Origin of the sequence: Citrobacter sp. wls718, from assembly GCF_005280945.1 — a bacterium.
GTDB lineage: Bacteria > Pseudomonadota > Gammaproteobacteria > Enterobacterales > Enterobacteriaceae > Citrobacter > Citrobacter gillenii.
In genome coordinates this window covers 89,334-102,831 of the sequence record NZ_SZWV01000022.1, presented here as the reverse complement: position 1 = coordinate 102,831, position 13,498 = coordinate 89,334, and the positions used below count along the sequence as shown (strand labels likewise).

At 53.1% G+C, this 13,498-nt stretch carries 20 protein-coding genes and 1 pseudogene; all 21 read left to right on the top strand.

The genetic code is table 11. The features are described 5' to 3' along the window. The first annotated feature begins 343 nt into the window (after positions 1 to 343). Complete coding sequence (locus FDW95_RS05040) at positions 344 to 526, top strand: hypothetical protein (protein WP_115258205.1); 183 nt, start codon at positions 344 to 346, stop codon at positions 524 to 526. After that, positions 526 to 783, top strand: a complete 258-nt coding sequence (locus FDW95_RS05035; protein WP_115258206.1) for a DNA polymerase III subunit theta — start codon at positions 526 to 528, stop codon at positions 781 to 783. Before FDW95_RS05040 ends, FDW95_RS05035 begins: the two co-directional genes overlap by 1 nt. Further along, a complete protein-coding gene (locus FDW95_RS05030; protein ID WP_049041769.1) occupies positions 783 to 1,037 on the top strand; it encodes a hypothetical protein in 255 nt (84 codons plus the stop codon). The genes FDW95_RS05035 and FDW95_RS05030 overlap by 1 nt, the downstream gene beginning before the upstream one ends. 105 nt (positions 1,038 to 1,142) lie before the next feature. Next, the gene (locus tag FDW95_RS05025; RefSeq protein WP_115258207.1) at positions 1,143 to 1,739 is read left to right on the top strand and encodes a DUF1367 family protein; all 597 of its coding nucleotides are present in this window, start codon (positions 1,143 to 1,145) and stop codon (positions 1,737 to 1,739) included. Continuing rightward, positions 1,739 to 1,945, top strand: a complete 207-nt coding sequence (locus FDW95_RS05020; protein WP_115258208.1) for a hypothetical protein — start codon at positions 1,739 to 1,741, stop codon at positions 1,943 to 1,945. The genes FDW95_RS05025 and FDW95_RS05020 overlap by 1 nt, the downstream gene beginning before the upstream one ends. Positions 1,946 to 1,947: 2 nt before the next feature. After that, positions 1,948 to 2,556: a recombination protein NinG gene (locus tag FDW95_RS05015; RefSeq protein ID WP_103283916.1), complete on the top strand. Its 609-nt coding sequence runs from the start codon at positions 1,948 to 1,950 to the stop codon at positions 2,554 to 2,556. After that, positions 2,553 to 2,690 (top strand): YlcG family protein, encoded by a 138-nt coding sequence (locus FDW95_RS05010; RefSeq protein ID WP_016156248.1) that lies wholly within the window; start codon positions 2,553 to 2,555, stop codon positions 2,688 to 2,690. The genes FDW95_RS05015 and FDW95_RS05010 overlap by 4 nt, the downstream gene beginning before the upstream one ends. Next, positions 2,687 to 3,376, top strand: coding sequence for a bacteriophage antitermination protein Q (locus FDW95_RS05005; RefSeq protein WP_115258209.1), 690 nt, complete (start codon positions 2,687 to 2,689; stop codon positions 3,374 to 3,376). The genes FDW95_RS05010 and FDW95_RS05005 overlap by 4 nt, the downstream gene beginning before the upstream one ends. A gap of 155 nt (positions 3,377 to 3,531) precedes the next feature. Next, on the top strand, positions 3,532 to 4,047 hold the full coding sequence (locus tag FDW95_RS05000; protein WP_048997996.1) for a hypothetical protein: 516 nt from the start codon (positions 3,532 to 3,534) through the stop codon (positions 4,045 to 4,047). A 158-nt stretch (positions 4,048 to 4,205) separates the two neighbouring features. Beyond that, positions 4,206 to 4,484, top strand: coding sequence for a phage holin (locus FDW95_RS04995; RefSeq protein WP_001568784.1), 279 nt, complete (start codon positions 4,206 to 4,208; stop codon positions 4,482 to 4,484). After that, entirely contained in the window at positions 4,456 to 5,004 is a 549-nt protein-coding gene (locus FDW95_RS04990; protein ID WP_115258210.1) for a lysozyme, read from the top strand. The genes FDW95_RS04995 and FDW95_RS04990 overlap by 29 nt, the downstream gene beginning before the upstream one ends. Continuing rightward, positions 5,001 to 5,519 (top strand): DUF2514 domain-containing protein, encoded by a 519-nt coding sequence (locus FDW95_RS04985; RefSeq protein ID WP_115258211.1) that lies wholly within the window; start codon positions 5,001 to 5,003, stop codon positions 5,517 to 5,519. Before FDW95_RS04990 ends, FDW95_RS04985 begins: the two co-directional genes overlap by 4 nt. An 86-nt stretch (positions 5,520 to 5,605) precedes the next feature. Continuing rightward, a complete protein-coding gene (locus FDW95_RS04980) occupies positions 5,606 to 6,061 on the top strand; it encodes a hypothetical protein (RefSeq protein ID WP_021571192.1) in 456 nt (151 codons plus the stop codon). Between the two features lie 276 nt (positions 6,062 to 6,337). After that, on the top strand, positions 6,338 to 7,324 hold the full coding sequence (locus tag FDW95_RS04975) for a terminase small subunit (protein ID WP_115258212.1): 987 nt from the start codon (positions 6,338 to 6,340) through the stop codon (positions 7,322 to 7,324). Next, positions 7,302 to 8,606, top strand: coding sequence for a terminase family protein (locus FDW95_RS04970; protein WP_115258213.1), 1,305 nt, complete (start codon positions 7,302 to 7,304; stop codon positions 8,604 to 8,606). The genes FDW95_RS04975 and FDW95_RS04970 overlap by 23 nt, the downstream gene beginning before the upstream one ends. A gap of 4 nt (positions 8,607 to 8,610) precedes the next feature. Further along, positions 8,611 to 10,014: a DUF4055 domain-containing protein gene (locus FDW95_RS04965; protein WP_115258214.1), complete on the top strand. Its 1,404-nt coding sequence runs from the start codon at positions 8,611 to 8,613 to the stop codon at positions 10,012 to 10,014. A gap of 1 nt (position 10,015) precedes the next feature. After that, entirely contained in the window at positions 10,016 to 11,119 is a 1,104-nt protein-coding gene (locus tag FDW95_RS04960) for a hypothetical protein (RefSeq protein ID WP_115258215.1), read from the top strand. Between the two features lie 125 nt (positions 11,120 to 11,244). Further along, the gene (locus FDW95_RS04955) at positions 11,245 to 11,997 is read left to right on the top strand and encodes a DUF6651 domain-containing protein (RefSeq protein ID WP_115258216.1); all 753 of its coding nucleotides are present in this window, start codon (positions 11,245 to 11,247) and stop codon (positions 11,995 to 11,997) included. A gap of 16 nt (positions 11,998 to 12,013) precedes the next feature. Next, positions 12,014 to 13,150 (top strand): P22 phage major capsid protein family protein, encoded by a 1,137-nt coding sequence (locus tag FDW95_RS04950; RefSeq protein WP_115258217.1) that lies wholly within the window; start codon positions 12,014 to 12,016, stop codon positions 13,148 to 13,150. 39 nt (positions 13,151 to 13,189) lie between these two features. Further along, complete coding sequence (locus tag FDW95_RS04945; RefSeq protein WP_137363426.1) at positions 13,190 to 13,423, top strand: hypothetical protein; 234 nt, start codon at positions 13,190 to 13,192, stop codon at positions 13,421 to 13,423. Between the two features lie 2 nt (positions 13,424 to 13,425). Beyond that, positions 13,426 to 13,498, top strand: a pseudogene (locus FDW95_RS24145) (hypothetical protein); the annotation flags it as partial.

Sequence of the window (13,498 nt, the reverse complement as noted above, 5' to 3'; positions counted from 1 at the left end):
GAGATTCAGGGGGCCAGTCTACCGGTATGCTATTGCTATAGCTCTGGAGGATGGCGAAACATTATCTGCATCTAAAATTAACGGCTTGATTGAGTCTTCAGGTATGAAGCCAGTACCAATCGAAATTATTGGGGAAATTTAATTGTCATAACCCAATCGCCTATATGACCATATCGACAGAACAGGCCTCTCCGGAGGCCTTTTTCATGCTTTGAAGGTGGAGATAGTGCTACTCATCTATCGTTCGCTGAAGTAATGGTTAGGATAATCCGCTGTATCTATGCCAGTCGAAACAAATCTCAGCCTAACGTATAATCCCATCCATAACTCGAGGAAATTTTTTATGCCACACGAAGAAATGACTCCTGCCGAGAAATACAAAGCGGCGAGGAAGCGATATAAAAAACACAGGCTTCAATCCGATATAGCAAACGCTAAGCGATTTGAGGCTGATGATGTGGCCCCTGTAGATGGTTACAGATCTCCTTACGAAACGAGGAAAAAAAGAGGGAGAACTGCTGACTAATGTCTGACTGGAATATCGCAGCAAAATCAAAAGACGAGCAGGACAAGGTTAACGTGGACCTGGCTGCCAGTGGCGTAGCGTACAAAGAGCGCCTGAACATGCCGGTAATCGCTGAGCAGGTGGCCCGCGAGCAGCCAGAGAATCTTCGCGAATACTTCATGGAGCGCGTTCGTTACTACCGCGAGCAGAGCCTGACGCTGCCGAAAGCATCTGATTCGCGCTATCTGGATATGGCTGCGCAGAACGAGAAGAAGTAATGGGCTGTCTCATTGTAAGCGGCATCAAGTTTTACGTTCTGGCAGAAGGTGAGTCATATCCGGATCCGCATGCTGATAACCGGTATGTCGGCGCATATGCCGTATTCCCGTTCGAGGGAAAATGGGTAGCTCAGAAGTATTTCAGGGGAGGGCGCTGGAGTGATATCACCGAACGCCGATTCAACACTGAAAGCGAGGCATTCAACTTCACATACGAATACGCGCTTACCCCGGAAAATCGCTTTAAATATTAACCCGAATCGGCGGGTTTTTTATTGCATTGATTTTCCATTATCAACTGTACATAATGTCAGTGTCAGTCTGAGCAACTGACAACCTTATGCGCCACGGAGAGCACCATGGCGCAGTTACAACTAATCAAGCAGTCCTCAGGAATCCTGATCGCGGCCACGCCGGAGACCAGTGATATTCTGCAATCAAAATTCAAGCTCGGCGCCGTGCTGGTGGCCGAATTTCGTCAGGTGAGGAATCCCGCATTCCATCGCCGTTTCTTTGCGCTCCTGAATCTCGGGTTTGAATACTGGGAACCTACTGGTGGGGCGATCTCTTCCAACGAACGAAAATTGGTGACCGGGTACGCTAAATTCCTCGCGGCATTTGGTGGAAACGAAGGTGCGCTTCTTGATGCTGCCGAGCAATATCTGGACCGTATCGCCGATAAACGCGCCGGTAGTATCAGCATCTGCAAATCTTATGACGCATACCGTGCATGGGTGATCATCGAGTCTGGCCACTACGACGCCATACAGCTGCCCGACGGTACCCTTCGCAAACACCCCCGCAGCATTGCCTTTGCCAACATGGACGAAACTGAGTTCCAGCAGCTCTACAAAGCCGCGCTCGATGTTCTGTGGCGCTGGGTATTGTCCCGGGCATTCAAGACTCAGCGAGAAGCGGAAAACGCCGCTGCGCAGCTTATGAACTTTGCGGGGTGATGGCGATGAAAACAAGTTGGTTTCACCATCACGAATGCACCACCGAGCAGGCCGACGAGCTGGTGGCCAGTTACCGCAGTCGTGGCGCCACCGTCGAACGCAGTCTGAATCGCGACAACATCACCTGGACTATCAGCGTGCAGTTGCCGGAAAGCGAGAAAGCACCGCGCCCGAGTAAGGTCTGGCAAAACAGGGCGTGGGGTTGAGCATGGCTAAGTTACCGCGCCGTAAGTGCGCCAACAAAGAATGCCGCCAGTGGTTCCATCCTGTGCGTGACACGCAGACCGTCTGCGGTTATGAGTGTGCCACTGCCGTCGGCAAAGAGCAGACCAGAAAAGCCCGGGAGGATGCACGGCGCAAGGAGTCCGCCAAACAGCGCGCCACTGAGAAGAAAGAGCGAGCCGCCTGGCGCCAGCGTAAAGCTGCAGTTAAGCCGCTGAAGCACTGGGAAGATTTAACGCAGCGTGTCGTCAATGACTACATCCGCGAGCGTGATGCCGATCTGCCATGCATTAGCTGCGGGACGTTCGAAACCGTCCAGTGGGAAGCCGGTCACTACCGATCACGCGGTAAGGCATCACATCTCCGCTATCACGAAGACAATATCAGTAAACAGTGCCACCACTGTAACGTGCAGTTGTCGGGCAATCAGCAGCAGTACCGCCTTGGCCTTATCGAGAAAATAGGGCCTGAGCGCGTCGAGGCACTCGAAAACAATAACGTCCCACACCGATACACCATCGAAGAACTCGAAACCATTAGGAAGCACTACAGCGCGCTTCGCCGTGGATTAATTAAGAGCAGGGAGGCTGCATGACATTTGAATCCTATTTTGCCGATCACCTCCGCGTTCGTTGGCAACGATTGCGCTTATATCACTTTCCCGGCTCTGTGCTGACGGACTACCGAATACTGAAGAACTACATCAAAACCATAGGCGGTGCTGTATGAACACTCAATTTCTCGAATACGTGCGTCAGCAGCTGATAGTGGCCACCGCCGACCTGAGTGGGGCGACGAAAGGGCAGTTAATGGCCTGGCTGGAGAACGCGCAGTTCGATACCGGTACCTTTAAGCGGAAGAAGATGAAGGTGAAGGATGAGGTTACTGGCGAGATGATAACTCTGGATAACCCGCCAATCCCCGGTAAACAGTCGCATGCCAAGGGATCGCATATTCCGCTGGTGCAGCCGGTTGAATACTCCACTGCATCGTGGCGCCGTGCACTGATGACGCTCGAAGAACACCAGAAGGCCTGGCTGCTATGGAACTACAGCGAGAATGTGCGCTGGTGCTATCAGGTTGAAATCACTCAGTGGGGTTGGCAACAGTTCAGCCAGCAACTGGCCGGGAAGAGGGTGGCGAAGAAGACCATTGACCGTTTACAGCAGTTGATATGGTTGGCGGCGCAGGATGTGAAAGCGGAACTGGCCGGGCGTGATGTCTATCAGCAACAGGACTTAGCTGCTATGTGTGATGTCAAACCGGACAACTGGAGCCACAATTACGCGGACTACTGGCGAGTTATGTGCAGCATCTTTAAGGGGCTCGATAGCGAATCCTTGCTTTGTACTGTGAGAACACGATCACAACAAAAGGCGACTTATTCGCAGCAGGGTATTGCAAAAGTCAATTAAATAGCATACATTTCGTGTAAATCTGATATTGTGCCATTGTTGTATGCATTGGCAGTAAATGAGTTTTCGAGCCCGAGGTTAACGCCTTGGGCTTTTGCGTTTCTGGAGGTTTTAATTGTTTAACGTCAACGCGTTGGTGAGAAAAGGAGTCAAGAATGTTCGTTTCAGATGACCTTTTGGAGAAAGGAATGGACATTACTTACGATGACATTAGAGCCAGTAGAGAGGCGCTTGAGCAAAAATATCTCAAACGCAAAACTGAGTTGCATGAGTACGGGTATAAAATAGTAAGAAGTTATAAAGAGTCTTTAAAGCTTCCTGACAATCACTATGTCAAAGCTGATGGCTCCCAGCGGGCGTATGTAACTTGCGGTGTAATAAATAGTAAGCAGAATTATGAGTCTCGACCATTATCTGTCATGCCTCTTGATGATAATTATGGTCTTCAATTTTTGATCAGCACAGCAGTTGAAGACTCTCCAGCAAGTAATGATCAATACGTCTATGTGGAAGTTTACATTTGGAAAGAAGCGGGGATATTGATGGTTACCATCGATAAGCAAGATACCCTGTCTGTTCCATACCCAGAAGAAGATAATGCCTTTGCTGGCGTGGACGCACTGATTAAATCTCGAGTACTGTTTAAATGTACTGACGAACGACTTGATTAATTAACTCAAATCAACTTCAAGCCCCGGCACCCGCTGGGGCTTTTTTATTTCAGGCTTCCGGGAATCATCCGCTACGTGCTTTGTTGATAAATCCAGCCAGTGAAGCCTGATCCTTTTCATACACACACAGCGCCATCCGAAAAATCGGAGGTGAGGCTATGACCAGAATGAGCACCATTTACAGCAGACTTTCATATGGAACAGGAACCACGCTGACCGGCTGCGGTGTATCAGCGAAGGCATATGCCGAAACAGCTAAAACAGCAAAAGAGGTGTCCTGGATGTTGGCCGACAGAATTGCAGGGTTAAGCCTGAGCGACTGGGCAATTATTGTCGGTATCGCATGTACGGTAATCACCTGTGCAGTGAACTGGTATTTCCGCTGGAAAGAACGGGAGGATCGGCGCAATGGGTATGCCACCAAAGCTGAGGAATAAGCTGAGCGCAGCGGTCGTTGGTTTGATTCTTGCCGGGGCATCCGCGCCCGTGATTCTCGATCAGTTTCTGGATGAGAAGGAGGGTAATAGCGAGCAGGCGTATCGAGACGGCGGCGGGCTCTGGACTATTTGCCGTGGCGCCACGATGGTTGATGGCAAGCCAGTAGTTCAGGGCATGAAGCTGTCTGCTGAAAAATGCGCTCAGGTAAACGCCATTGAGCGTGATAAGGCACTGGCGTGGGTTGAGCGAAATATAAAAGTTCCGCTGACCGAGCCGCAGAAAGCTGGTATCGCTTCTTTCTGCCCTTACAACATCGGCCCGGGAAAATGCTTCCCGTCCACGTTCTATAAGCGTATTAACGCAGGCGACCGTAATGGAGCCTGTGAAGCCATTCGCTGGTGGATTAAAGACGGTGGCCGCGATTGTCGTCTGACCAAAGGTCAGAAGAATGGCTGCTATGGGCAGGTAGAAAGACGGGACCAGGAAAGCGCGCTGACGTGCTGGGGGATAGACCAGTGAACCTGCGCTATCAGTTCATTGCTATTTCGTTGCTGGTGGCCGTTGCATTCATCGCCGGTAGTGTATGGAGCAGCCGCGGTTGGGAAAAGAAGTGGGCAGAGCGTGACAGCGTGGAATCATCGCAAACCGCGAACGCGCAGACTGCCGCCCGCATGATTGAACAAGGGCGAATTATTGCCCGTGTTGAGGCTGTTAAAGATGCACAAGCACAAGCCGCTAAATCTGCTGCCACTGCTGCTGGCCTGTCTGCCACTGTTAGCCAGCTGCGCACCGAAGCAACAAAACTCGCTACCCGCCTGGACGCCGCAAAGCACACCGCAGATCTTGCCGCTACCGTCAGAAGCAAAACAACCGACGCCGACGCCGCTATGCTCGCCGACATGCTCGGAAGTATTGCAGAAGAAGCTCAGCGATATGCTGGAATCGCTGACGAACGCTACCGCGCCGGGATGACGTGTGAGCGGATTTACGACTCGGTGAGAGAGTCAAACAATAACCCTATAGCCTCGCAATAGAAGGGGTTTTAACAGCGGTGATCACTGGGCTTTTGACTTTGTTGTCTTTAGGTTAAAATATTAGTTCTCATAAAATGGAGAATTTAATGTTTAAGCAATTCAGGCGCAATATTGCCTCTGCAAAGGTAAGAAAGTATATAGCTCACTGGATGGAAGTTATGTCGCTTACATTCAGAAATTCTATGGCAGGAAATTATATTGACCAGAAGGATTTAGACAGAATTAGCCTTGTTATTATTAGCACTGCAATCACTGAGGCAAAAGTTTGTAGTGGCATAATCATGACATGTGTTGCTGATGTGGCGGCTAGAGCAGGCATGACCGAAGAGGATTTAAGTTATCTTCCGTATCAGGTGCTTGCCATAACGAAAGGGGTGGAAGGTCGTTCCCCGTTAGAGTCTAAGAAAGGTATGCTTGGGCTCATTTCACCTGGTTATGAGTTTTCTGATCAGGATGCGGGTTGGTTCGATACTAATATTGAAATCATAACTAAGCAGCTTAAAAATGATCTGCGAAGCGTAGTTAACAAGTTGCAAGATTGATTATTTTCGCGTGATGATTTCATCACCACCTCCGGTTAGTTGCTATTAGTTTAGATTTTACAACAGGCATTCACCGAGTTCCTGTGATAATGTCGAAACTCATTAATCAGGTGCGCGAGTGTCGGGTAATACCGGTCCGGACGAAGCGTGACGCTGCTATAAGTTGGAGGATGGTGCAGACGACCAATATCTTCTGGCTCAATGGTCCGAATCCATTCCTGATTACCACACCCAAGCCACTGGCATCCGCTGGTGGCTTTTTTATTGGAGTAAGCAATGGCAAAACCGGACTGGGGCGAGCTTCAGCAACGGTTCCTGTCCGAACATGCCGCAACCGGCGTATCACCAAAGGATTGGTGTGAAGCGCAGGGACTGAACTACGCTACCGCCCGTCGATATATCAAAAAACTTTCTGCGCAAAAACCTGCGCAGAAAAAAATGCGCACTGCGCAGAAAGATAAAAGCGCAAATGAGCTGGTGGACGATGATGGGCTTACTGCTCAGCAGCGCTTATTTGTCGCGGAGTACCTGAAGGATGGTAATGCCACACAGGCAGCTATCCGGGCGGGCTACAGTAAAAAATCAGCTGAACAAATCGGCTATCAACTCCTTAAGAAAACTTCAGTTGCACAGGCCATTGCGCAGCAGCAGAAAGCCTCCATTGCGCGCACGCTCGGCAGCGCTGATGAGGTGCTTGAGCAGATGTGGCGACTGGCAACATTCGACGCCAACCAGCTATCACAGTATCGTCGTGGCGCATGCCGTTACTGCTGGGGCTTCGGTCATCACTATCAGTGGCGTGATATGGTGGAGTTCGAGGAGCAACGGCTTAAAGCCCTTGAGCGGAAGGGCAAAGAGCCGGTAGACGTCGGAGGTTATGGCTACGACCACAACCGGGAGCCAAACCCTGCCTGTCCGCGCTGCAATGGTGACGGGATCGGACAGCCATACTTCGCTGACACCCGGAAACTTCCCCCTGATGCCGCCCTGGCATATTCAGGCGTGAAGCTGGGTAAGAATGGCGTTGAGATTACAGCCATCAGCCGCGAGCGGATGTATGAAGCGGTAATGAAACGCCTTGGTTTGGCTGATAGCGAGTTTGCGCAGCGCCTGCAGCAGATTGAAATCGACCGCCGACAGCTGGAGGTTGAGAAACTCCGTAAAGAGCTGGCCGCTGACCCTGAGGATGAGGCTCCGACGCCAGTGGCAATCAATATCAACGTAGTAGACGCGAGGATTCGTGATGACAGCGCCGACGCTTAATATCCCGCAGGCGCGCTTCCTCGCTATGCAGCATAAGTTTAAGGCCTATGTTGCCGGGTTCGGCTCAGGTAAGACGTGGGTGGGATGTGGAGGCATCTGCAAGGGGATGTGGGAATTCCCCAAAATAAACCAGGGATACTTTGCACCGACGTATCCGCAGATCCGCGACATTTTCTACCCGACGGTTGAAGAGGTTGCTTTCGACTGGGGGATGAACGTCAAAATCAATGAGGGGAATAAAGAGGTTCACTTCTACGCTGGGCGTCAGTATCGCGGCACGACGATCTGCCGCTCGATGGAGAAGCCCGGTTCGATTGTCGGTTTTAAAATCGGCAACGCGATGGTTGATGAGCTGGACGTTATGGCTGCCGCCAAAGCGCAGCAGGCATGGCGAAAAATCATCGCCCGTATGCGTTACAAGGTGGACGGCCTGCGTAATGGCATTGACGTCACCACTACACCAGAGGGATTCAAGTTCGTTTATCAGCAGTTTGTGAAAGCTGTACGCGATAAGCCTGAGCTGGAAAAACTGTACGGACTGATTCAGGCCTCAACATTCGATAATGAAGCGAACCTCCCTCACGATTACATCCCGTCGCTGATGGACTCCTACCCGCCAGAGCTGATTAAGGCGTATCTGCGAGGTAAATTTACCAACCTGACCAGCGGCACCATCTATCACCAGTTTGATCGCCGGCTGAATAACTGCGCCGATGAAGAGCAGACAGGCGAACCACTGTACATAGGGATGGACTTTAACGTCGGGAAGATGGCGGCCATTGTCCATGTGTTGCGCGACGGAGAACCACGTGCTGTACGCGAACTGGTAAAGGTCTATGACACGCCCGCAATGATTAAACGCATTCAGGAAGAGTTCTGGCGCTATGAGGGCGGGCGTTACGTCTCTTCCCGACAGATTTACATCTACCCGGATGCATCCGGCGATTCACGCAAATCGAACAACGCCAGCGCTACGGACATTGCGCAGCTTAAACAGGCTGGATTCAGCGTGGTAGTAAATGCTGCGAACCCGCCAGTGAAAGACCGTATCAACTCCGTGAATGCCATGTTCTGCAATGGCAATAGCGAGCGCCGCTACAAAGTGAATGTGACCCGCTGCCCGGTTTATACCGACAGCCTGGAGCAACAGGTATGGGCGGCGAACGGCGAACCTGATAAATCAGCTGACAACGATCACCCCAATGATGCTGGTGGCTATTACATCGTGAAGCAATTCCCGATCATCAAACCAACCGGCAAAGTCACTCAACTACGGATGTAACCCCATGCCTGACATTTCTACACCCAATCTGGACTATGGGAACATGGTGCAGGCGTGGGATATCAACGACGCCCTAATGGGCGGCACGCTATACATGCGCCAGCTCGGTGAGGCCTATCTCCCTCGCTGGCCGAAAGAAGACAAAGAGGACTACAAAAAGCGCCTGGCGGTGGCCACGCTTCTCCCGGCCTACGAAGAGACCATTAATCAGAACGTCGGGCGCGTGTTTGCTGAGCCTATCCAACTGGGTGAGAACGTGCCGGATGCGTTGCGTGAGTTCGCTAAGAACGTGGATCTGGAAGGCAGTCGACTCGATGTATGGGCGCAGGCCTTCTTCAGCCTGGCGATGCAATACGGCTTATCACATGCGCTGGTGGACTATCCCCGGGTAGACGCCGAACAGGTGAAGACCAAGGCCGACGAGAAAGCCACTGGCGCGCGGCCGTACGTCACAATGTTGAATCCTCGCCAGGTGATTGGCTGGAAGTCGAAGATGGTAGCCGGCAAGGTACAACTCACCGCGCTACGCATCAAAGAGGTGGTTGTCGAAGATGGCGACGACTTCGGGCAGACAAAAGTCGAGCAGATTCGATTGCTAACACCAGGACTGGTGCAGATTTATCGCAAGGCTACCGTCGATAATGCACAGGCGAACTGGGCGCTGCACGAAGAGTGGCAGACCTCCCGGCAGGACATCACACTGGTCACGCTCTATACCAAGCGCACGGGCTTTATGTGTGGCTCACCGCCGCTGCTCAATATGGCACTGCTGAATGTTAAGCACTGGCAGAGCCAGAGCGAGCAGGACAACATTCTGCACGTTGCTCGGGTGCCGATACTGACGGTGTTCGGGCTGGAAGAGGGGCAGGAGCTGGTGATTGGCTCTTCCTCTGCGGCAAGTTTTAACGATCGCCAGAAACAGGGCCTCGAATACGTCGAGCATACCGGCTCCTCTATCGGTGCTGGCAAAGAGTCCCTGACCGACCTGGTAGAGCAAATGCGCCAGGCTGGCGCGAAGCTGCTGCGCACGGACAACACCTCAACGAAGTCTGTAGACCAGACCTCGGAAGAGAAGATGCAGGAGCAGTCACCGCTCTACACCATGGCAACCAGCCTGGAAGATGCGATCGACAACATCCTGCAAATCATGGCCGAGTACATCGGGGAATCTGAGGGGGGTAACGTCGATGTCCGTACCGAGCTGGATGTTGAGTCGAAAGAGTTCAACCCGCCAGCGGCGCTGGCCATTCAGTCGTTGCGCCAGGGCGGTGATATCCGTCGTGTTGACGCCATCAAGTCTCTGCAGAAGCTGAACATTATCGATGCTGACGCAGATCCTGACGTGGTGCTGAGCGAGTTGCTGACCGAATCAGCCTCTTTGACTGAGCCGCCACCTGGCGAGGTGTAATATGGACCGCTCCGTTAACGATCGCCTGCAGGACGAAACGATAGCGCACGGGTTGTATGTGAACCGCTACGGCACTGGTGTCGCCCGGCGCATGGTGGCGTTGCTGAGCAAGATGGATGCTGACCTGGCCGCCAAACTGTTGGTGCTGCTGGACGGCAAAAGCGCTGACACCTACAGCGCCCGCCGCCTGGCTTCGCTGCTGGCTGGTGTGCGCGACCTGAATCAGCAGGCCTATGAACCGGTTAATGCTGCGCTGACGCGCGAACTGACGCGCTACGTTGAATATGAGACCGGGTATCAGCTGGACCTGTTCAGCAGCATCATCCCTAAACAGATCCTCAAGCATGTGCCGCTCCAGAGCATTGCGGCAGAACAGGTTTACGCCTCAGCAGTGGCGCAGCCCTTTCAGGGGCGGTTGCTGAAAGAGTGGGGTCAGAAGCTTGAATTGGATCGGCTGGACAAAATCACCAACGCTGTTCGCTCTGGATTCCTTCAGGGCGAAACGGTAGAGCAAATTGTCCGGCGCGTTGCCGGCACGCCGAAACTCAACCGCGAGGATGGGGTGATCAACACCTCTCGGCGTGACCTGGCTGTGGTGACCCGCACGGCAGTGAACCATATGGCCGCCACAGCGCGCCAGGACTTCGCTCTGGCAAACAGCGATATCGTGAAGGCCAAGCAGTGGTCATCCACGCTCGACACGCATACCAGCCAGTGGTGCATCATCCGCGACCGCAAACTTTACTCACTCGACGGCAAGCCGCAGGGGCATGTGGTGCCGTATCTGCGCGGACCCGGCAAAATCCACTTCTGCTGCCGCTCCGGGGAAATCCTACTCACTAAATCGTGGGAAGAATTGCAGATAGCCTCAGGCGTTCTGAGCAGCGCAACACGCGCTTCGATGGACGGTCAGGTGCCAGCGCATACCAGTTATGCCGAATGGCTTACCCGGCAACCATACGCACGACAGGAGCAGGTGCTGGGCGTTACCCGCGCGTACATGCTGCGTGACGGCAAGATCTCGGTGCCGGAGATGTTCAACGATGCCGGGGAGTTTCTCACCCTGGACGAATTGCGCCGCGTGGATGCGTCGGCGTTCGAGTAACACAAACCTCATCAACATCAGGCTGCCTTCGGGTGGCCTTTTTTTATGCCTGCCGCTGAGCGGATGCGACGCGGTGACCGGGTCGGATGACCTATTACCAATGGCCGGAAGGCTGGAGCAAAACAATGAAACTCAAACTCGATGCTAACGGCAATGTGGTCGTTGAAAACGGTATGCCGGTATTCATTCATGATGACGGCAAAGAAATCCCGTTCGACGCGGTCGCAGCGATGAACAAAATCACCTCTCTGAACGGTGAGGCCAAAACTCATCGTGAGGCGAAGGAGCATGCGGAAGCCGGTCTCGCTAAATTCGCTGGCATCACCGACCCGACCAAGGCGCTCGAAGCCCTGGAAATGATGACCAAAATCGACCAGAAGAAGCTGATCGACGCTGGTGCCGTTGACCAGGTGAAAGCCGAAATTACCAAAGCCTTCCAGCAGCAACTGGACGAAGCGAACGGCAAGAGCCAGACGCTGGAGACCCAGCTTTACAACGAGATGATCGGCGGCCGCTTCGGTGGCTCTAAGTTCATCTCCGAGAAGATGGCGATCCCGGCTGAGTTCGTGCGTTCCCACTTCGGGCAGAACTTCAAAATCGAAGACGGCAAGGTTGTGGCCTACGACGGCCAGGGCAACAAGGTGTTCTCCCGCACCAAGCCCGGCGAACTGGCTGGTTTCGATGAAGCGCTGGAATCTCTGGTCGAGTTGCATCCTCAGAAAGACCACATCTTAAAAGCGTCCGGCAACAGCGGTGGCGGCTCTCACCAGTCGCAGCATCAGGCCGGGCAAAAAACCATGAAACGCGCTGCTTTTGACTCCTTACCGCCAGTTGAACAACAAACGGTGATTGGCGGCGGTACAAGCATCGTTGATTAATCCAAAGGAAAAATAAATGTCGAATACTTTGACTGGTCTTATCCCGACCATTTATACCGCGCTGAATCGTGTATCCCGTGAGCAGGTAGGTTTTATCCCGGCAGTCGCTCGTAATGCGAAAGCAGACGCTGCGGCAAAAGACCAGACGGTAACTGCACCGGTGGCCCCGAAAACCACTACCGTTGATATCACTCCGTCAGCAACAGCACCTAACGATGGTGATCAGAACATCGGTACAGTGGATGTCAAAATCACCAAATCCAAAATGGCCCCAGTCAAATGGAACGGTGAAGAGCAGCTGGCTATCGGGCCATCAGGTAACTACGACGTTATCCTGGCTGACCAGTTCTCTCAGGCCTTCCGTGCGCTGAGCAACGAAATGGATGCTGATCTGGCGGCACTGTTCTATAAGTCCTCCCGTGCAGTTGGAACACCAAAAGACACCCCATTCAGTGTCAAAGACGATTTGTCTGATGCGGCACTGGCCCGTCAGATTTTGGTCGATAACGGTGCGCCGACTACTGACCTACGCATGGTGTTGGGCGGCGAAGCGATGGCCTCTATTCGCGGTAAACAGTCCGTGCTGTTCAAAGCGAACGAAGCCGGTACCGACCAGTTGTTGCGCGAAGGCATCATCGGTCGAGTGATGGGTTTTAACCTGCATGAATCCGCCAACATCAAGCGCACGGCGAAAAGTGCGGCTGCTGGCTATAAGGTCAATGGTGCCAAAAAAGAAGGTGACATCATTGTTGCCATTTCTGCAGGTACCGGCGGCATTGCTGTTGGTACGGCGGTGAAGTTTGACGGAGACGACAATAAGTATCTGGTTGTTGCTGCAACCTCTTCAAGCATCACCATTGGCGCTCCAGGACTACGACAGGATCTAGCGGACCAGGCCGCAGTAACTGTCTTGAGCGAGTTCGCGCCTAACGTGGCATTCGACCGCAATGCGTTCCTGCTGGCATGTCGTACCCCAGCCATGCCGAAAGGCGGCGACACCGCCGACGATGTGATGAACGTAACCGACCCGGTGTCCGGCATCACCTTCCAGATCGCACTGTACCGGCAGTACCGTCAGGTGCGTTACGAAGTCGGGGTGGCGTGGGGCGTTGCCTCTGTTCAAGAAGAGCATTCCGCTATCATCATGGGTTAACCGCAGGGGCTTCGGCCCCTTTGTTTTTCAGGAGGCCCAATGGCCGGATTAACCAAAGAACAACGCGCACAGCGTGAGGCTGAAAAGCTTGCCGCGCAGATCGGCGCTGAGCAAGCTCCTGCCCAGCAGGAACAGCAGCAGGAACAGCTTGGTATTGAACTGGTGATCATGGTGCGTGATACCCCAGAGTTCCCCGGCGGCCCGCTGAGCGCTGAGGTTCACCCTGCCGAAGTGAATAACTGGCTGGCGCTGGACTGGCGTCTGGAGGAATAACCATGCTGGTGGCCGATCCTCATTCGCCAGACTTTAACACCTACGCCAGCGTTGTTGACCTGCGCGCGTTTGCGG